Source organism: uncultured Phyllobacterium sp. (assembly GCF_902479695.1).
In the GTDB taxonomy this organism is placed as follows: Bacteria; Pseudomonadota; Alphaproteobacteria; order Rhizobiales; family Rhizobiaceae; genus Phyllobacterium; species Phyllobacterium calauticae.
Window position 1 is genome coordinate 94,145 of the sequence record NZ_CABSQF010000008.1, and the last position, 21,106, is coordinate 115,250.

Genomic DNA, 21,106 nt, shown 5'->3' on the forward strand with positions numbered 1-21,106 from the left:
TAGCCGTTCGCGCGACTGAACGACCCGACCACGCTTTTCCTGCCTCGCAACTCGCTGCATGATTGAAAGTGTAATCTTGCTGTTGTCCGAAGCGAACGTAGGTTAATCCATATTAGTTGGGGCTCTGGACGGCGCCGATAGCGCCGTCCCGCTTTTAACCAGCTTGTCAGGCTGCCGGCACGTTTGCCTGCGACGAGCGATATGCCAGCGTTGCATCGCCAACCAGACGCCGTGTCGTGCCATCCAGCATCTCATAGGAACTCGTGCCGGTAAGCGCCGATCCGTCGGGGAACTGTGTCGCCCCTTCGATGGACGGTATGAGATTGATGAGCTTGATCCCGGCCTCCGACATGGTCTTCAGCTCGCCCGGATCCGAGATGCCGTTCTGATTGGCATCCTGCCAGACACGGAACTCGTTCCAACGCGCATCCTTGTCGTCAAGCACACCATCATGATTGGTGTCGAATGCCAGCCGCAGACCCTCGAGATCTGAGGCCGGATGTCCAAGAGCTGCAACGTCTTCAGGTGTTGCCCACAGCGAGAATGCGATTTCCCGTGCTTGATCGATGACGCCGTCCCCGCCTGCCTGCCCGTTTGAGCCGAGATCAATAGCAAGCATGCCGTCTTGTGGACCGACCCAGGCCGTTCCATCGCGAACACCATCGCCATCCCAGTCAAAGCGCGGTCCGTTGTTCTTGGCAAATTCAGCGGCATCGAATGGCCGAAGATCAATGTGATTGTCACCATTCAGGTCGAGAAGAACCGGCTGACCATGTGAGCCTGGTCCACCGTCACCGCTCGGCGTATGCGCTTCCAGATAACCGGGGAATGTTTGGGTCAGATCAAATGTGCGCCGGGGTGGAACTTGTTCGCCCGCATAGGCAAGACGCCCTTCTTTCCAGCCATATTTCATGAAGTGCGCCAGCATGCCCATTCTGCCGACGACATCCGGGTAGGTCCGCATGTAGAACATGGCGTCGAAACGGTCGAGAACATATTTGGCATTGGCCCGTTCCACATCATCGGCCGTAGCCTGTCCGGTGAGCGCTCCGGCGGAATTGAACCATCTGGTCAGCATGATCTGCTGCGAACCGGGATCAAACGTGTATTCAGTTCTTGAGCCATCGTCACTGAACCAGGTTTCGTTGGTCTTTTGCCCGCCTGTATTGAAGTTTTGCGTGACGCTCGACCATGACTGGGTATTTGCTGCATCATAGGTATAGGCTGTCCTGGTCCCGTCATCGTTGTAATTCAACTGGTATGTCTTGCGGTCGGCCGTATCGAAATACTGATCGACCCGCGACCAGGGCTGGCTATTGCTCGGATCGAAGGTAATCGCCAATCGTGTTCCATCGCGATTGAACTGGTTCTGATAAACGAGCCCGCTCGGATCAAAGGTCTGCTCAATTCGGGACCAACTCTGCGCATTGGCTTGGTCCCACGTGTAGGCAACCCGCCAACCATTGCGGTAAACATTGTTCTGATAGGCCAACCGGCCGGCAGCATCGAAGTTTTGCTCGACCCGTGACCATGTCTGCGCATTGGCAGCGTCGAATGTGGTGAGCCAGCGGGTGCCATCATCATAATAATTGTCCTGATAGGTGAGCCGATCGGCCGTATCAAAAGTCTGCTCAATCCTCGACCATGGCTGTGCGTTGGTAACATCGTAGGTATACGCTATCCGTCCAACACCGCGATTGTAGTTGACCTGATAGGTAACCCGGCCGGCACTGTCGAAAGTCTGCTCTATTTTCGACCAGGGTTGCGTATTGGCAAAATCATAGGTGATCCGCCCCGTCAGTACTCCAGCAGCGTTGTAGAAATTGGTCAGCTGCGGTGTGTCGAAACCCGGGTAATATGTGATGTCGGCACGTGTGCTGTCATCCATGTACTGGGTTTCGGAGATCTTTTGGCCTGCGGCGTTGAATGTCTGTTCAACCCTGACCCAAGGATTGGCATTCAGTGGATCATAGAGCGTTGCCGTGGTCGGGACACCCTTCTTGTTGATCCGTACAATGCTCAAGGTTTGTCCGCTTGGCGCATCAAAGGTTGATGCCGTTGATGTTCCGTCATTGGCCAAGAGTGTCTCGGCAGTCTTGCGACCCTGACCATCGGTCGTCAGCTCACGCAGGAGTTTACCTGATGCTGTGATGGTATCGACAACCGTCTGTTTCAGGGAGCCGTTGGTGTTTGTGTCCACTACAGTAAGGGTGATTGATCCGTCATTGTGAGTTACGGAAGTCTCCGTGTGGCCAAAATAACCGTCATTGTCACCGTCCTTGACCAGTACGGTCGTAAGACCGTCGGCACTCGTCGTTAACGTGCCTCGCGCCTTGACGCTGCCATCGACATTCGTCTCGGTGATTGTCGCTTTGGTCGAACCGTCGAGCTGTTTCTCCTCGAGCATATAGACTTCATAGGTGCCATTGCCATCATAGTCGGAACTGACAATTCGCGTTATGCCGTCAAGCGAGATTGTTGTTTGAACTTTTGCCGCAATCGCTTTTACCCAATTGACCTGCCCGGCCGGAAGATTGATCAATTCACGGGCTTCGGCATTGTTCACGACGGTTTCGGTAATCGCACCGTTCACTTCGACAATTCGGGTCTCGGTCTGATCGGCGGTACCGTTTCCATTTGTATCTTTGCTCGTGGTGCGAGTTCTGCCATCAGCACTCACAGTGACAGTAGTCTTCGATACAAGTTTACCAGTATCATCTGTGTCGGTTATAACACTGCGCTGGCTACCATCGGCATTAAACGAGCTGATGGTCGTGCGCTTACGATCGGTAGCTCCGTCACCATCCAGATCCCACTCCGTGGTTGTCGTCAGACCGTCAGCCGAAACCTTTGCTGTCGTCCGGTTGGCAATTGTACCGTCTGCACGCAGACCTGTGATGGTTGATGTCACCGATCCGTCAACCGCCTGAATGCGATGTTCGGTCTGATCAACTTTGCCGTCACCATCAGCATCCCGTTCAATCGTCAACTTACGCTTGTCCGCACTGGTCGTTGCGACAGTCTTGTCCAAGAGCTGGCCAGACGCATTCGATGTGGTTGCGGTATTGATGACCGATCCATCGGCTAGAACAGTGCTGACCTCCTTCAGCACCCGTGATGCTTGCCCTGCCCTGTCCTCCTGTGTCGTGATCGTGCGACCGTCCGCGCTTTGGGTGGTGACCGTCTTGGAAATCAAACTTCCGTCGGCCTTGGTGCTGTTGATGGTACGTGTCTTCGTACCATCATTGTTGAGTGTCGTCGCATCAGTTGCGATCTGGTCATAAGCGCCAGAACCAGTAGAATCGCGCTTTGTTGTTATCATAAGTCCATCGGCGGAAGTGGTGATGATGTGCCTGCGATTGAACACGCCATTCAGGAATTTGACTATTGTTTGTGTGTTCGATCCATCACTGTTCAATACCGTCGTTTCCGACTGACTCCGCTCCAGAACTCCATCGCCGTCGAGGTCCCATTGTCTGTTTTTTGCGAGGCCATCCGACGAGATATCGACAACCTCTCTTCCCTTGAGAATAAAGCCAGCACCCGATGCCGCGAATGTATCGGTTCTGTGCGTTTTCGAGCCGTTGGCATAGAGGACGGTCGTGCGAACGGTTCTGGTATCAACCGTGCCATTGCCATCGCTGTCATAGTCTGTTGTCTCGATGAGCCCATTCGCGCTTGTCGTCACCTTTTTCGTGTCGATGATGGTGGTGCCATCGGCTGCATAATCGGTTCGCGTGCTTGTCACACTTCCATCGGGGTTTTTGACGGTGTCTTCCTTTTGGTTGTCCTTACCATCACCATCTGTGTCGCGCAGCACAGTGGTCGTGCGCCCATCGCCACTGATCGTTGTCGTCGTCTTGCTCTCAAGCGAGGCGTCCGACTTGTAATAATTAAGGGTCCTGACACTGCTGCCATCGGCACTCAGCGCAGTGGTATCAATCATCGAACGGCTGAAGTGTTCGCCATCGGCAAACATTGGTACATTCCTGGAAAGACCGTCTTTACTGAATGTCGTAATGGTCTTCTCGATTACCTTGCCATTACTGTCGGATCGTATGATCGTCTGCGTCCGGCTTCCGTCCGCATTGAGGACCATGACGTCTGTCACTACATCCTCGTAGATCCCGTCACCATTTGCATCGGCACTGGTCTTTCTTGATAGGCCGTTGGCTGAGACCTCGATGATTGACGCGCTGCCAAGCATGCCATCCGGCTTGAACTGGTTGATGGTTTGTGTTCTCGTACCGTTGGCATTGACAATGCTGACCTGACGCAGATCGATCTTGCCGTCACCGTCAATATCCGTCTCTGTGGTGACGGTCTTGGTATCAGCCGATGTCGTGGTTACCGATTTCGACAGGAGGGTCCCAGCATTATCAAGTGTTTCGGTGGTCTCGAGCGTCGATCCGTCAGCATTGATTGCCTTCGTTGACCGGACAAGCCGATCAACCCCACCATTCCCGTCACTGTCGATCTGCGACGAGGATACCAGGCCATTGGCACTTGATGTCGTGACGGTCTTGCCCGTCAGACTGGAACCGGAATAGCTTTGCGTGGTTTTTGTGGTCGAACCGTCGGGATTCAAGACCGAGGTTTCGACGACCTTCGTATCAATGACCCCGTCACCATTGAGATCCGTCTCCATTGACTTGACGAGCCCATTGGCACTGATGGACGTGATGGTTTTGCCTGTCGTTGCTGTGCCTGACGTGGTGACAACCGTTGTGACTCTACCGCCATCGGCTTGCCGCACCGTGGTGCTGACACTCTTGGCATCAAACGTACCATTGCCGTCGACATCATCCGACCGGGTGATCGTCAGACCGTCGGCACTGGTTGTTGTGACCGCCTTTGCCAGGAGCGTGCCCGTGGAATTGGTGCGGGTCGAGGTGACTGTTTTGCTTCCATCGGTATTCAACACCTGAACATCTGTCAGATCGACATTGCCATCACCATCCACGTCCGTCGTGACGGTCACGGTTTTCTGGTCGGCGCTCGTCAATGTGACGGTCTTGACCAGCAATGTTCCATTGCCCGCCTTTGTCGCCACCGTTTGGCTCCGGCTGCCATCCGCATTGATGACAAGCGTTGTGGTGGAAATCTCGTCGGCAACGCCGTCGCCGGTGGTATCTTTCTCAACGGTTTGAACGAGGCCATTGGCCGAAGTGGTAATGATGGTCCGGCTGATCAGGCTGTTATCAGCGCTGCGAACACTGGAAGTCCGCGTCTGGCTGCCATCGGCGTTCAAGACAGTCACATTGGTCGAGATAGTGTCATCTGTCCCATTGCCGTCAAGATCGGTCCGAATCGTCGTGGTCAGGCGATCCGCGGTCACTTCTGTGACCGTCCGGGCGTTCAGCGAGCCATCCGGGTTGAATGTGGTGACCGTTTCGCTTGTCGATCCATTGGCATTGACCAGGGAAACGCGTTTCGTATCGATTTTGCCGTCGCCGTTGCCGTCCTCTTCGATCGTGACGGTTTTACCATCGGCGGAACGCGTGGTAACGGACTTTGCCAGAAGTGCGCCACTAACGCTCCTTACCTCGGAGGTGTCAACGGTTGATCCGTCAGCGCCCAGTACCTTGGTCAATGTCACAACACGGTCGATCGTCCCATTGCCATCGCTGTCCACCTGCGTCGTCGAGGACAGCCCATTGGCAGCTGTTATAACGATGGTCTGTGACGTCAGGCTGGTGCCGACATAATTGCTCGTTGTTGTCGTCTTTGATCCGTCTGCATTGAGAACGGAGACTTGCGTGGTTTTGGCATCGATGATGCCGTTCCCATCAAGGTCTGACGTGACCGTCTTCACAAGGCCGTTGGCGCTTGTCGTCGTGACGGTCGTTGAAACAAGCGTTGTGCCCGCTGTGCTCGTAACTGTAGTGTCACGCGAACCGTCATGGTTGATGACCGTTGTGCTCGACGTTTTGGCATCAAACGCGCCGTTACCATCGAGATCATCAGACTTCGTGACGGTCAAACCATCGGCGCTTGTCGTGGTCGCCGATTTGGCAAGAACCGTTCCAGCTGCATTCGTGCGCGTCGATGTGATCGTTTTGCTGCCATCCGCGTTCAGGACCTGCACCTCGGTCAGGTCGCTGCTGCCGTCGCCATCCAAGTCTGATGTGACCGTTGTTGTCTTGCGGTCAGCGCTCGCCACGGTCACGGCTTTGCTTAAAAGCGTGCCATTGCCGGACTTCGTTGTCTGGGTCTGGCTGCGGCTGCCATCGGCGTTCAGAACGATCTGATTGGTGATGATTTGATCGATGGTTCCATCGCCATTGATATCCCGGCTTACCGTCTGTGTCAGGCTGTCGGCCGACGTCGTGGTGATGGTCTTGGATATGAGGGCCCCCGTGCCACTCGTGGTCGCGACTGTCTGCGTCCGGCTGCCGTCCGCATTGGCAACAATGACATCCGACTTGATCTGGTCAATGATACCATCAGCGTTCAGATCAACCTTGGTTGTGGTCGTCAATCCGCCTGCCAGGGTTTCCGCAACGGTCTTGCTCTGCAGCGATCCATCGGGATTGAGATTGGACTGTGTGGTGGTGGTTGAACCATCGGCAGCGATGATCACGCTTGTGCTGATATCAACGGCACCATCGCCATTCCGGTCCTCGTCGATCGAAATGGTCTTGCCGTCACCGCTTGTGATGGTGACGGATTTTGACAACAGCGTGCCGTTGCCGCTCTTCACCAGCACAGTTTGCGTGCGCGTTCCATCTGTCCCTACGCCCGTAACCTGCGACGAAACGCGGTCAATCACACCGTCTCCGGTCAGATCGCTCGACGTTGTCTGCGACAGGCCGTCCGCCGATGTGATTGTAATCGTCTTGTCACGCAGGCTGGTATCGGCATTGAAGCTCGATACCGTCGTCGTGATATCTCCATTGCCGCCCACTTCGATGAGCGTGGTTTCGGTCTCATCAAATGTACCATTGCCGCTGTGATCGTACTTGACTTCTCTTCTGCGATTATCGGCACTCGTCGTCGTCACGGTGCGAGCGATCAGCGAACCATCGGCATTTTTGGCATCGACCGTTTTGGTTCGGCCGCCATCCGCATTGTTGACCGTAGTTTCAAGGGTGGTCAGCTCGAACACACCATCGCCGTTGGCGTCCGTCTCATTTGTCTTCGACAGGCCATCGGCGCTCGACGTCGCCTTGATCTGCTTGGTCAGTGTGCCATCAACGCTGAATGCTCTCGTCGTGGTCGTCGACGAACCATCGGCATTGGTGACGAACGCCTCGCTCTGGTCGTCCCGTCCGTCGCCGTCCTGATCAATGCTTGTGGTAATCGTCTTGCCATCTGCACTGGTCACAGTCACCGTCCGGCTCAACAATGAACCGTCGGCATTCAGATTGGAGATGGTCCGGGTGCGCGTTCCATCGCCACCAATGACCAGATTGTCCGTCTGCGAGCGGTCAAACGTGCCATTGCCATCATCGTCAAACTGCGTGCGGATACTGTTGCCGTCGGCGCTGCGCGTGATCAGATTGCGGAAAGCCAGGCTGCCGTCCTTGTTATACGCCAGAATGTCTTCGGTAACCGTTCCATCCGCATTGGTCGTGGCCGTCCGCTTGATGATGTAACCATTCGGATCCTGGGCGAGAACCGCATCGCCCACCTTGCCCTTCGTGCCGTCGGTTCGCGTGAATTCCGTCGTTCCGGTGATGGCCGACCCGTCGGCAAAGTTCTGGCCTGTGCCCTTCGGCGTCAGATCGATGGAAGCAATGCCGAGCTCGTCCAGCGTCTTCATCACGCCGTCGACCATGACCTTGAATTCGGCCCACCGCGCATCGCCGGCATCGAGCTTGCCATTGTGGTTGGTGTCGAACACGTTGCGGATGGCTTCGAGGTCACCCGTCGCCGACTTGTCCCATTCGGTGAAGACAAATTCGTTCGACTGGTTAATCTTGCCGTCATTGTTGGTGTCGATGACGAGAACGCCGGTGCCCTTGCCCGCCCAGGCCGTGCGGTGCAGATAGCCATCACCTTTGAGATCCAGGAACTGTAACGATGACGACAGAGCATCGACCGTCAGGCCATTGCCGGAGAGGTCAAGCAGGACAGGATTACCCCGACCACCACCGTAATTGTCGTTGCGACCGTCCTTCATGCTGCCGCCGAGGGAGCCCACACCACCCGAGCTTTTGCTGCCGCTGGTGTTTCCGGCGCCACCCGACTTGCTGCCCCCGTCATTGCCGAAGCCACCGAATATGCCGCCAAAAATACCACCGACGACTTCGCCAATTGCACCGAGAATGCCACCAACAATGCTTCCGAGGCCATTTAAAAGCCCACCAACTGCGCCAACAAGTCCGCCGAAAAAACCACTGAATGTAAGTGGCTTGTCGGCGGGGATCGGAACCCTATCGATGGGTATAGTCTGATATGTCACCGGTCTGGAAACGGGTACCGCGACCGGTCTGGCAACCGGCGCAACAGGCGTCGGACGTGGGGTGACTATCGGATTGGTGTACACAGCATTTGGCATCTGGGTGACGACCGAAGGCAATTTCTCCCAACCTGGTATCTGCTGCTCAATCTTGGGGTTGCCTAACGAAATAGAAATACCACCCAACGTATCTGGAGTCTTGAACGGTCCTAGATGAAAATTATTTGCTGTTGACATAATATTATCGCGAATAGCTTTGCGCTCCTGCAGAGCTTCACGTGGTGTCAAACCTTGTTGACGGGCATCCAGGTTCCTTCTATCAGCTGCCAAATCGCCTGGTGTCGCCCGGGTTCCATTAAGTCCGCTGTCACGATCCCGATTGATCTGGTTTTGTGTTTCTCTTGAAATTGAAGTTGGATTAGAAGGTTGGCTTGGGGAATTAAAGCGTTCGTCGTTTCGTATCGCACGATCAATTGCGTCGCGGCGGTCAATCTGTGCCTGCGCCCGCTCAGGGGTGTGGGGCGCGGCGGACGTGGAAACGGTGCTGCGGAAACCACTCCAGTCTGCAGGCACCATCATTTCCTTAGGGGTGTCCAGGGATGTAGGACCATACTTTGGGACGTGATCAACAAAGTCATAACCGTAAAGATACTGACCCGGTCGGTTTGGTGAGATTTGGCTTATATCCGCCAGATGGGGTTCTATTACAGATTTGTAAGCAGCATTTATCCCCGCAGCCACCGCGGCATCTAAAGCAGTGCGCCTCGCATCCCGCGCGTCTAAAGAAAGAGTCTCGCTTGGATTTACGGGAGCTTGATAGTGAAAATTTGGTTGACTTAGGCTTGGAGACCAAGTGTTCGTATAAACGCCTGAAGTGGGATTGAAATAACGCCCCGTGGTTGCATCAAAACGACTGTAATCAAAATTTAGAGTACCTGAGATACTAACATCACCAGAGAATCCGACACCGACGCCCACTGGATTTCCAGGCGCAGCAACCGAACCACCAACGCCCCCTCCAACTCCTACACTCGGATCAGTATAACCTTGTGTGATTCCGCCATTGATCTCGAGACCAGTGCCATACCCCATCTGTGCACCAAGATTATAAGAACCTGACCATGAATATTTCATTTCGCCGGGTATGTTCGTGGTCTTCGATTCATATGACAATTCATATGAAAAAATTCCTATTGTACCCGTGGTTTTCGCTAGAGATCCTGTGTAAAATCCAGTATCACTCGCATATCCAAACATGTTCCCGTTAAATAGGCTAAGCCCTCCGATACCTGGTATACCAATTATACCCTTAACCCCGTACTCGCCCCTTACATTTACTGGCATTTTTGCCCCCTAGTCAGCGTATTGATTATTTAAGAGCACTCAGTTCTATTCTTTGGCTGTTAACGTCGCCAATCCGCGGATAGCATCCTGATTGCCCTGTGCGGAGGCCTTAGTTAGCCACTTTTTTGCTTCGTCAATATCTTGTGCAACGCCTGTGCCTTTGAAGTACATCACACCGAGATTATACTGCGCTGCAGCCAGGTTCTGATCAGCCGCCTTGTGTAACCAACCGAAAGCTTGCGCACTGTCGATGGCAACGCCCTTTCCGTCTAAGTATCTTAATCCCAAATTCGACTGAGCCTCAGCGTATCCTTGTTCGGCCGACGCACGCCAGAGTGAGACGGCAGCGGAAATGTCCTGGGACGTACCTTTTCCGAGAAAAATCAAGCCAGCAAGATTATTTTGCGCTTGGGCAGCCCCCTGCTTGGCCGCCCTCTCATACCAATCAACAGCAGCCTTATAATCCTGAACCACCGCTTTACCTGTTTCGTATCGTATCCCCAGCATAGTTTGCGCGGGTGCAAACCCTTGACCTGCCGATGCTCTATCCAATTCAATGGCCTTTGCTTCATCCTGGATGGCACCTTTGCCCCTAGAATACATTCGCGCGAGTAGATATTGACCTTCAGCCGAACGGCCCTCGGATGCAGCAAGCCACCATCTCACAGCCATCTTATCGTCTTGGGTAACACCAGTGCCATTTGCGTAGAGCGTACCAAGAGCAGTTTGAGCTGCAACGTCACCCTGGATTGCGGCCTTTTGGTACCAAAGGGCGGACTTCACGAAGTCCTGTTGTACACCCCGTCCTTCACCGTACATTCTGCCTACTGTATATTGAGCCTGGTGAAGCCCGCCGTCCGCAGCCTTTTGATAGAATGTCACTGCTGTGCTTAGGTCTTCCGGCACCCCTCTACCGGTTTCATATAGCAGTCCCAGATTATTCTGCGCCCGTGCATCACCTGCCTTTGCAGCTTTCTGATACCATTCGGCGGCGGAAGCATAGCTTTGAGCTTGTCCAAGACCTTGCTCATACATGACGCCTATATAGTACTGGGCAACCGCGTTGCCGTTATCAGCAAGCGGCTTTAACTTGAGATATGCTTTATCGTAGTTTTTAGCTGCAATGTCAGTATTTGCGGCCGCTATCCCAGTATCCTGTGCAGCTACAGGTATGCAGAAAGTACATGCAACCAATAACCAGGCAAGAATCAAGCAGGCTAGTCTAACTTGAAAAGATCGTTGAGCTTCACGAACATAGACATACATCGCAGTTTCTGTTTCCCTTATCAACAATTTAAATACTGAACATGATGAGAGCTTCGAAAATTGCTCGCATCATCTCGGCGTTAAACAGCCCCGAAACCAATAACAATCACGGGTCATCGGATGAAACCCCGATAAATTCGCAAGTGCAAATGTGAGGTTCCGCATCAAAATTGTCCAAGATCCGCCAAGCCTCATACCTCATACCGCATACACACTCGCAAATCATGAAAAGCGATCATTTACAATCGCTGAAGACTTGTACGATGACTTAAGGTGCATTGCAGTTTGGGGCTCTGCATACTGGTTTCAAACATTCATCTCATCCAGTGTCGTGTCTTCAATTTGGGTCGAACCATCGATCAAATCCAGAAAATCCCACGTTAGGATTTGGCATATGCCGCCCATTCTGTTCCATCGGAACAATGAAGTAAGCTTCATCACTCAACAACACCTATCATGCAGTGGTAACAAGAAAATAGGTATCAACGCGGCACCTATTCCTTGCCTGACATCGTCGCGACGTCAATTTGGCGCCGCGACAAAACTGACTCTAGTCACACTCAAATGACAACAGTTCAAGCGCAATGATGCAGTACTCTGCCAAACAAACAACGCTGAAAGTCTTCATTTAGAGAATTACTAGGGTCGCCATATGGCAGTCATCTCAGAAGACCTCAAGACATACAGATACTATTGCATCAGCCTGGTCGCGTTGATTTGTACAAACCAGAAAGCCACCAGAAAAGGATCAGTTGTACGCGCCGCAGACGTCTCGGAAATCTTCCTTTGCAAATGTCGATAATATGCTGTTTTCGGTAGATTCTATTGGAAACGAAAATTCCACAATCCGTCGCCAATTCTTTTAAAATCAACAATATACGATAATCGACTTGATAAGAATCGCACGAAAATCATGTGAACGATGCTGTGCTATCGCAAATGGCCGGACGGGATTCATGGAACAGCGCGTACCTGTGAGCACAGCGATACGAATGGAGCCTGGAGCCCGTATCGCTTGGCGTAGATCTAATAGCACTCCAATCAGTGATGACACAGATGATCATTCACGATGCGTTGCACCATAGGTGCGAAATGCGAGAAGGTGGGCGTGACCATGTCTGCGATCTTGCCGGCATCGTCAAGATGGCGTACACGCACGATCTGTTCGATGTTGGGGTTCTTCTCGAATTCCGCGATTTCAGTGTCACTCATCGGCCCACCCTGCAGTTTCAAGGAGTGAATCGACGCTGCCGAAAGCTTCCCAAAATAATCCGGATCCGTCGCGCAGATGTATCGCTTGGCGGCAACGTGGTAGCGTACGCAATCGATCACAAGGCTCGGAAAGAAGCGCTCTAGAACTTGAGCGCCTGCCTCCTCATGATGCTTGTCATGCACGTCATCCATAGAAAAGGTACCAAACTCACTGGTGAAGTGGCCGATATCATGCAGCAGGGCGGCGACTATGATAATCTCGGGTTCACCCTGCTGCTCGGCTATATAAGCACCTTGCAGCATGTGTTCAGCCATGGTGACGGGTTCGCCAAGATATTCCTCACCGCCGCGGCGTTCAAAAATATCAGCGAGGAACTCGACGATTGTTTCCGGAGATAGTTTTTCGGGATCGGGCTTTGTCATCATGCGGCCTTTCGGTCTTTCAACTCAATGGCGCTGAGCGTCGAAAGCAGGCCATCCTTGTCTGCGTAACAGCCTTGCAGCCAGCGGGAGCCAGCGCCCGAATAGCCTTTGCGGGCATGCAGAACACGCGTGTTGTCGACAATGAACGATTCGCCGGGAGCCAGTTTGAATGTCACTTCCATCGAGGTATCGTCGATGATCTCGCCAAGCCTGCGATAAGCAGCATAATAGTCTGCCATATCCTCATAGGGCACGTCAGTGATCGCAGCCGTTGAACGGTTGTTGAAGCGGATGCCAATCAGTTCTCCATCGGGAGCAAGCTCGATCATTGGTCGACGTGAGCGCAGGCAGACACCGGCACTGCCGGAATATTCAAAGTTTGCACAATAACGCGTCAGCAACTCAAACCCTCTCGGGTTTTCCCCACGCAGCCGTTCTGCCACGCGGAAACCGTCAACGACCATGTTCTCGCCGCCCTGAGCAGAATTCTCGAGGCAGTAAAGGATTTGGAGGGTTGGAACTGGATCACGGTATGGGTTATCCGTGTGCGCCTGCAGGCCGAGGCCCGTATAGGCGAGGTTCGACGGGTTGACTTCGGTGCGAACCTCGAAGTGTTTGCCATAGTTGGTCTCGCGGATATAACCGAAGAGTTCTGCAACCTTGAACAAGGCGCCGCTTTCAACAGGTCCGCCGACGAGCTTGCCAAATCCATAGCGGCGCACACCATAAAGCCAGTCGCGCAAGGCTTCCTGGCTGCGGCTGACTGCCCCAAAATCACCAATTGGAATACCTGAATTCAGACCAGCATCCCAGGTTTCGATATCGGGAGACGTCCAGCCAGAGGCATTGCTGTGGCTGCCGTCATAGCTATGAGAAGCCAGCCAATTCGGATCGTAGGCAATGGTACGGTTCTCTGGGTGGAATGTCAGATGCAGCGTTCCGCCTTCAGACTTTGCCGCAGAAATACGTGTGTCGACCGGTATATCGCCGAGGGTAATCAGCCGCTGGCCATTGCCCGGCGCGCGGGTGGTTTCGTCCCATGCGTTGTCGCGCAGCCAGACAGCGTGAAACCGTTGCTTCGTACCATTCGGCAATGCGATTGCAACGGCTAGTCCCTCGTCAATAATCTCTATTTCAGTGTTCACTGGCATGTTCTGCTCCTGAGTATAAGGTGGCATCAAGTGGGTTAGGGTAGGCACGTGGAACCGACACGCAGATTCCGTGGTTGATCCCGCTCTCAGTCTGTCTGCGATGTCTGTTCTCTCGCGGTCGCGCAAGAAAACCTGAATGCACAGTTGCGACAGGGGCGTCCGCAATCCGAATTAGACTGCTGGCCCTCATCGAAAGCATTGCTATGGTCACCACCAAAGGCGATGGTTGATATCGTTCCGGTATTACCCAAAAGGCTTGTTTCAGCTTGTTCTAGCATGGGCGACCCCTGATCGGAGGCTGATCATACTCGACATTTCGCATGCAATCCGGCATAAGCGCAAACAATGAATATTGAGAGGATGGCATCGATTTCATTATGGCTGAGCAACACCAAACCTTGCCACCGCTTGAGTGGATCCGGGTCTTTGAGGCGGCAGGTCGGCTTGGAAGCTTTACGGCTGCAGCGAACGAGCTCGGGCTCACACAGGCAGCAGTCAGCCAACGAATCAAGAACCTTGAACAGCAGTTGGGGGCACAGCTGTTCAACCGCCGAGCGCGCGGTGTGATCCTGTCCATTCAAGGGGAATCCTGGCTACCGCATGTCCAGGCCGCACTTAACCAGCTCCTGCACAGCACAGCCAATCTGTTCGAACTGCCCCGCCGCAAGGTGACGATTGCAGCATCATCGTCGGTGATCGAACTCTGGATTGTACCACGACTACGCGGCATCGCCCAACAGTTGCCTCACGTTCAATTGTCATTCGAGACGATCCAGCATCTTCCGGATTATGATCGTTCAGAAGCCGACTTCGAAATCCGATTTGGCGAGGGTAGCTGGCCCGGACGGGATGCCGAACGGCTCTATGCGGAAGAGCTTGCGCCTGTTGCATCGCCCGCACTGCTCAAAGAGGCAGCAGGAAACTGGGAGACATTACCTCGTATTGCCACATCCGGACCACGGGACGGGTGGCGAGACTGGTCGCTTGCCACCGGCGCTGATATCCAGACTGCACCTACACTGCGTTTCGACACCTTTGTGCAGGCGCTGCGAGCGGCAGAAGCAGGCGCAGGTGTTCTGCTTGGGTCGCTACCCCTATGTGATGGCGCTATCCAAGCAGGAAGTCTTGTTTGTCTCGCTGACCGGGTCCTGCGCATGGAAGCAGGCTATTGGATCAACTGGCCGCGCAACCGCCCGACCTTTGCCGAGCAAGGAGTGTTGGTGGCAATTCTACGAACACCAATCATTGATGCAGATTTATGAACAAGCCAGCAACATAGGATCTTGTGCGTTGAAATGAACAATTTCTATCTTGGCTGTGAATTGTCGGGGAACGGATTTTATAGAACCGCACCAACCCCCAACAAGGCCCTTGGAAATCAACCGCCAGGCCGATGCATCCGATTTTTGTGCTCTTCCGATTTGCAAAAGCATACGCCGGGAAGGCCGTCGATTGGAATAGAATTTAGCTGACCTAGACACATGAGGTCGACACAAAAACGCCCGCGTTGAAAGCGGGCGTCGAACGGCTGTTGGTTCGTTAGTCTCGTGTGATTAGCGAGCGACTGATGCGCGGGCAACACTACGGATATCGGCGCGGTCGATACCCAAATCCTGCAGTTCACGGCTGGACATGCGGCCAAGTTCGGTGACGGTCTGACGGAACTTGAGCCAATTGTTGAAGGAGCGTGCTACGTTCATGATAATTCCCTTTCTGAGGGTTGTCTGACGTCAGCAGCCTTGCTTGGCTCCGGCGTCGTTTCGATGATTGGAATATAGGCCTTTCAATCGGTTTAAAACAGGCACAATCCCTCATTCCACCTATGCATCTGGCACAATGGTCATGAAGGAAAATGAATCTATTGGATCAAGCATCTTCAAACTTTGAATTGAGCCGGTATCTTTTGCGCGCCCCTGTCCGAGCGTCACTGTAAAAGCAAACCACACTATGCGAGAACGTCGAGAAGCCTAGCGTTTTCTGACTGTATGGCAATTCGCCATCGCCCCGAACAGATCAATATCGCTTTCCGCAGTGCATACTGTCATGGCGATTTCAGCGTTTTGCAGTTGCCGAACAATGTTTGATGTGGTTGCCATTAAAAATGTAGTTCTGTCTCCGGGTTTGGCACACAATATCGATCAGAACCGGCGTTGCAAAATGGCCGCGTCATGCTCCACGGCTCTTTATTCGGCCCCTAAATGGCGCTCTCCAAAACCAACAATATTCAAAGCCGACTTAATGTCCGGACTTAGCGGAACACGCAATCCGTGCTAAAATCAGACTTTCGTTTGGGCACTCACGTTGAGGTTTCCGTGCTCACACTGCAATTTTTAGGTGAACCGCGCATCAACCGCGACGGTCTGGCACTAAAGCTGCCGCCGTCAAAGAAAACGCGCGCACTTCTCGCTTACTTAGCCATCACGGAAAAGCCACATAGACGGGAACGCTTGTGCTCCTTGTTTTGGGAGATTCCGAACGATCCGCGTGGGGCGCTGCGGTGGAGCTTGAGCAGAATCCGTGATCTCGTCGATGAGCCAGGCATTGTGCGAGTGGTCTCCGATCATGAGACTGTCCGGTTCGAAGCACACGATGCCCGCGTCGACGTACTCGATCTTCGAAGGGCATCGGACGCGCGTCTATCGGAGATCTCATCCGAACGCCTGAGCGACATTGTGAGCGGAATTAACGGAGAGTTCCTGGAAGGAGGCGATCTTCGGGAATGTCACGCTTTTCATGCATGGTGTGTTGCGGAACGGGAAGAGGCCCGAACAGCACAGACGCGCGTCCTGTGGGCGCTGGTGGACCGATTAAAATCGGAACCAGAACAGGCACTATCGCATGCGCGCACGCTGCTAGAGTTGCAACCGGATAGGGAAGAATCCTGGGACACGCTGGTCGATCTATTGGCGAATGCCGGCCGGTCGCGAGAGGCAAAGGAACAAAGCGAACTCGGTTGCCGGGTGCTGCGGGATGCCGGCACTCCTCTAAGCGATGCGCTGCTTCGAAAATGGAGAAACTTGCATCGGAAACGGCCCAGCAGCAGCTCACAAAGCGGAGATGTAGTTACGGGCGCAATGTCAGCCACTGATGAGTTCAAAGAGCTCGATGCAACAGCCCTGCCGAGGTTGGATGAAGAACTTCCCTTAAGCGCCGCAATGGCTTTGCCACCAAATCCGGCGCCAGCGGCCAAGCCCATGATCGTCGTCTTGCCGTTCAGCAATTTGAGCAACGACACTAAGCAGGACTCGTTTGCAGACGGCCTGACTGAAGACCTGATCACGGATCTTTCCAGACATGGCGGCTTGTTCGTGATCGCACGCCATTCGGCCTTCTTCTTCAAGGGGAAATCCCTCGATGTGAGCCAAATCTCCAAGGATCTCGGCGTCCGCTATGTGCTTGAGGGCAGTGCGCGTCATGCCGCTGGACGGGTGCGCATCAATGTGAAGCTGATCGATGCTGCGGCTGGAGAGCACATTTGGGTCGAACGTTTTGATCGGACGTTAAGGGATATTTTCGCTGTTCAAGACGAGGTGTCGAGCAAAATCGTTGAGGCACTTGTCGGCCACCTAGCTGCGCCGACGTTGCGCAAAAGGCCCAAAAGCCTTGAGGCATTTGACCTTTGCGTGCGGGCCCGCGTGCTCACGGAAGCGACGCCGCAAACGGCAAGGGAAGCCTGTCTTCTACTCAAACGGGCGATCGAACTCGAGCCCAACTACGCCGACGCGCATGCCTTGCTGGCTTACAATCGATGGCTTGCATGGGCCCATTTCGGCGAGCCCGAGGACGTGAACCGGGCTTTGGCTGTGGAATTGGCTGAGAAGGCTGTCGCGCTTGATCCGAACGACGCCGGTTGCCGTTACTTCCTGGGCACCATTTTGGCGTATGAAAAACAGTGGCAGGAATCGGATGCTGCATTCAGCTCGGCGTTGGAGCTGGACCCAAACCATGCCGACACCTGGGCAGCACAGTCAGATGTGTCAGTCCTTGGCGGCCAGGCGATCAAAGGTCTTGAGCAAATACATAGGGCGTTTCTCTTAAATCCCTATCCGCCCGTTTGGTATTTCTGTCATCTTGGGCAAGCGCAATATGCATTGCGAGACTATGAATCTGCGGCCAAGACCCTTGTCGTGGAAGACACCTATCGCACAAATTCCCGCAAATTCCTGGCAGCCAGCCTGGCGCAGGCCGGTAGGATGGATGACGCGCGGCGGGAGGCGGAGATGTTCCTGGTGACGCATCCGCATTTCAAGATCAGCCATTGGGCCGCTTCACAGCCCCTACGTGATGCGGCAACACGCGATCATTTCCTGGATGGGTTCCGTCGCGCGGGCCTTCCCGAATAAGGATACTTTTCGGCAGTCTCGCCGGGTCCTTTTGACCGCGAGAGGGTTCAACATAGACAGACGGTACACCGCAATTTCATGCGCCGGCGCAATTCGAGCTTCATCGACCGTATCGGCACGACGTCGAAGCGCTCGCCGCGCATATTGCCGCGTGGCTCAACGCTGCAGCGGTGGATCACCGCCTGACAGATATGAATTCAACGCTTTGGCAACCGAAAACCACGCCGGCTTTATTGCACGGACCCACGCTCACCCTGGACAAATGCCCCATCGGCGCGGCGATCCACGCGCGTCAAACAATGGAGGCGAAAATGACTGCAATTAAGAATAGACCCAACGATGCCCGGTTGCGTTCTCATCCGCTATTGGAGACACCGCCCAGGTTGATCGCCGCCGTTCAACGGTTCATCCGTTTGCGACGGGATCGGTTGGAACTAGATGGACTTCCGGACCATATTTTGCGTGACATCGGCATAGACCGCTCGGAGATAGGGTCCATCACGATCTATCGCGGTCGGGACTATACTCGCCGCAACCGCCCTTGAGGGAATGGCGTAGATAACCATCAGCACGGTCCTTCGCTCCCAACCTCCCGGACGCTAAGTGATAGCCCCGCACTATTCGGGATGCGGAGGGCGCCCATGGACGAAGTTGGCCTACTGGGCGCTAAGGGCGGCGGTGTGAGCCTGGCGGGCGAGGCAGCGAACCAATTGACCTGCTCGATGCCGGTACACCTCGTCTGCCAACTCCTTTGGCCGGGAATCCCGAAAAAGCGAACTTCTCACTCTTTACCGCCATCGGCGATGGCAATCGCACTCCCTATCTTTGCAACATCAATTCCGATAGGGCCTCCCTACATCTGCTACGACACGTCCTCCTTTGGTGAGGTTCGACTAGCCCCCCCGGCCGTATAGGGTGGACCACTTCATCGACAAAGGCGGCTATGCGATCTTACGAATGAAGGTCGAGTTTGCTGCGACAGCTTGATCAGGGTCTTCTCGCCGCGGCGCGCGGCAAGCGCAACATTGGCCTTGAAGTCAGGGCTGGGGTTACTGCCGAGCCGTTTCGTCATGGTCTCTCGTGTTCCCGGCTATCATGCCACGTTCAGGCTAAATTCCGCTTCAAAACCCCGCCCAATTTCCCCGAGTTGGCTCTGAGCGAATCATTACGCTCTCCGCTGCGCCTTCGGAAAATACCACACTCGCTAACATGATCGCTTACACGCGGGACGAACATCCTATGCGCGGGTGATCGAATTTGATCATCGGGGAGTGAACGATACTGAAACCACCAACCTTGGAGCTTATGATGAAAAAGATTGTTCTCGCAGGCGCCCATTTTGTTGCCACCGGCAGTGCATTTGCCGGAAATGATCGTTTTGGATCGGCCGTTAAAGCCAATGCGCCGATCGTCAACAACTCGTACACGGCTTCCATCGGCGATGACAAAGCAGCCACTGCAAGCGTCGGCAAAATGGCGAAGGCGGATAAGCCCGACATCAAGGCCACGAACAAGATCCAGCCGCAGTTTCAGCACTGAACACATTGCCAAAGTGGCGGACGTGTCTACCGCTTTGGCTTCCTGCGGCACACTTCACATTCGGTACAACGTCGAAAAAAACTAAAAGGAGACCTACGATGCCCATTTATGTGATCGAACGAGAGATCCCCGGAGCCGACAAGCTCAGCGCGAGCGAACTCGAGGCCATCTCGAAAAAGTCCAACGAAGTTGTCTCGCGCCTTGGCGAGCCGTACAGGTGGATCACCAGCTATGTTGCCGGTGACAAGATCTATTGCGTGCATGAGGCACAAAGCGCCGACGTTGTTCGTCGCCATGCTCGCGAGGGCGGCTTTCCGGCCAACAAGGTGACGGAGGTCACGGCCGTGATCGGCCCCTCGACCGCCCGCGGCGCGTGAGGTTCGGCACGGCTCGACAAAGAATTCCCAACAGCCCAGCATACGCCGCTTTCACACATCGGGACGGGCGTCTTTCGCCCGTCCTTCGGCGCTCGTCAGCCAATACTGAACCTTAAACGACGCCTTGAAAGGAAACTGCCCCTTGCCAGCATTTTGGCAGAGCAGGATCTGGCACGGCGTCAGGACTATTTCGCGGGCACGAACCCGGTCCGCGGTGACCATGAAAACCCTTCTTGCAGCTCAAAATGAACCAATTCCAATTTGATCCGGAGACATTCACCATGAACAGCAACAACCAATTCACGCTCGCAATTCACGGCCGTATCGAGACGGTGTCCGTTCTCAACCAGCTTGCGGCCGCATTGCACGATCGGGATATGGAAATCTCACCATATGGGGTAACGCATGAATTTGCTCAGGCACTATCCGCAGGGAGAAATCCCCAATTTGCAGGACGCAGCTTCCGGAGAGCCGAAGCGGTCCTGCAATGTCTGAACATACCATACGTGGTAAGAGACAAATCCAAGCATGACCGGGCCTCGACCTCATGGGCGTGGAAGCCCGACTGCGGCATCACGATTGCCGTCAGTATGGACGGCGATGTCATATTCTCAAAGCCCGCGATGCAAGCACCTGTTTGGGCAGATCCGCTGGATGCGCTCAAGTCCATGCTGTCTCAGGGTGATCTCGCGTCAGGCTTTAATCTACCCCGCTTCAGCGTCGCTCCAATTGTTCGCCAGCACCTCTTTGGATCTCTTCCAGCAATCAACCGGCAAGCATTGCCGGAAGGCTCTGTTGTTGGCACCGTAATGTCAACCGCTGAACGGATAAAGCATGATCTACGCTAAGGTTGCAGGCCAGATACCATCGCACACAAAGCAAGATGACTGATCGATCAAAATGACGGCTCTTGAACATCGCAATTCCTAGTTCGACGTTGAACCTTTCAATCTCACAGATGTCATTGGTGGAAAGTTTGCAAAGGAACCTCAAAGCCTCTCCACAGTGACAACGGGACCGATTTTCGATGCCGCGCCAGTGAGATAG

At 54.1% G+C, this 21,106-nt stretch carries 12 protein-coding genes and 1 pseudogene; 6 read left to right on the forward strand and 7 right to left on the reverse strand.

All coding sequences use genetic code 11. The features are described from left to right. Positions 1-166: 166 nt before the first annotated feature. From RDL77_RS07220 to RDL77_RS07235, 4 genes are all read right to left on the reverse strand, one after another. Entirely contained in the window at positions 167-9,382 is a 9,216-nt protein-coding gene (locus RDL77_RS07220) for a hypothetical protein (protein ID WP_288192343.1), read from the reverse strand. Between the two features lie 411 nt (positions 9,383-9,793). Continuing rightward, positions 9,794-11,014 carry a tetratricopeptide repeat protein gene (locus RDL77_RS07225; protein ID WP_288192344.1) on the reverse strand — a complete coding sequence of 407 codons (1,221 nt, stop codon included), beginning with the start codon at positions 11,012-11,014 and terminating at the stop codon, positions 9,794-9,796. 1,041 nt (positions 11,015-12,055) lie between these two features. Continuing rightward, positions 12,056-12,652: an HD domain-containing protein gene (locus tag RDL77_RS07230; protein ID WP_288192345.1), complete on the reverse strand. Its 597-nt coding sequence runs from the start codon at positions 12,650-12,652 to the stop codon at positions 12,056-12,058. Then, positions 12,649-13,800 carry a gamma-butyrobetaine dioxygenase gene (locus tag RDL77_RS07235; protein ID WP_288192346.1) on the reverse strand — a complete coding sequence of 384 codons (1,152 nt, stop codon included), beginning with the start codon at positions 13,798-13,800 and terminating at the stop codon, positions 12,649-12,651. Before RDL77_RS07235 ends, RDL77_RS07230 begins: the two co-directional genes overlap by 4 nt. Before the next feature lie 377 nt (positions 13,801-14,177). On the opposite strand from RDL77_RS07235, the gene RDL77_RS07240 reads away from it, so the two are divergent. Beyond that, complete coding sequence (locus RDL77_RS07240; protein ID WP_288192347.1) at positions 14,178-15,062, forward strand: LysR family transcriptional regulator; 885 nt, start codon at positions 14,178-14,180, stop codon at positions 15,060-15,062. A 291-nt stretch (positions 15,063-15,353) separates the two neighbouring features. Here the strand turns inward: RDL77_RS07240 and RDL77_RS07245 are convergent, their stop codons facing one another. Beyond that, positions 15,354-15,500, reverse strand: coding sequence for a DUF1127 domain-containing protein (locus RDL77_RS07245; protein WP_091879693.1), 147 nt, complete (start codon positions 15,498-15,500; stop codon positions 15,354-15,356). Positions 15,501-16,112: 612 nt separating this feature from the next. Here RDL77_RS07245 and RDL77_RS07250 point away from each other — a divergent pair. The 4 genes from RDL77_RS07250 to RDL77_RS07260 all read left to right on the forward strand — a co-directional run bounded on the left by RDL77_RS07250 (position 16,113) and on the right by RDL77_RS07260 (position 20,059). Further along, complete coding sequence (locus tag RDL77_RS07250; RefSeq protein ID WP_288192348.1) at positions 16,113-18,143, forward strand: FlgO family outer membrane protein; 2,031 nt, start codon at positions 16,113-16,115, stop codon at positions 18,141-18,143. Positions 18,144-18,454: 311 nt separating this feature from the next. Continuing rightward, the gene (locus tag RDL77_RS24825) at positions 18,455-18,688 is read left to right on the forward strand and encodes a DUF1127 domain-containing protein (protein ID WP_353884994.1); all 234 of its coding nucleotides are present in this window, start codon (positions 18,455-18,457) and stop codon (positions 18,686-18,688) included. A gap of 763 nt (positions 18,689-19,451) precedes the next feature. Beyond that, entirely contained in the window at positions 19,452-19,682 is a 231-nt protein-coding gene (locus RDL77_RS07255; protein ID WP_288192349.1) for a hypothetical protein, read from the forward strand. 98 nt (positions 19,683-19,780) lie between these two features. Further along, positions 19,781-20,059 carry a DUF4242 domain-containing protein gene (locus RDL77_RS07260; RefSeq protein ID WP_288192350.1) on the forward strand — a complete coding sequence of 93 codons (279 nt, stop codon included), beginning with the start codon at positions 19,781-19,783 and terminating at the stop codon, positions 20,057-20,059. Positions 20,060-20,110: 51 nt separating this feature from the next. On the opposite strand, the gene RDL77_RS07265 is transcribed toward RDL77_RS07260, so the two are convergent. Next, a complete protein-coding gene (locus tag RDL77_RS07265; protein ID WP_288192351.1) occupies positions 20,111-20,281 on the reverse strand; it encodes a hypothetical protein in 171 nt (56 codons plus the stop codon). Between the two features lie 59 nt (positions 20,282-20,340). Between RDL77_RS07265 and RDL77_RS07270 the strand changes: the two genes are divergently transcribed. Further along, a complete protein-coding gene (locus tag RDL77_RS07270; protein WP_288192389.1) occupies positions 20,341-20,907 on the forward strand; it encodes a hypothetical protein in 567 nt (188 codons plus the stop codon). On the opposite strand, the pseudogene RDL77_RS07275 reads toward RDL77_RS07270, so the two are convergent. Continuing rightward, positions 20,900-20,977 (reverse strand): annotated as a pseudogene (locus RDL77_RS07275) (IS6 family transposase); the annotation flags it as partial. The gene RDL77_RS07270 and the pseudogene RDL77_RS07275 overlap by 8 nt on opposite strands. Positions 20,978-21,106 lie beyond the last annotated feature (129 nt).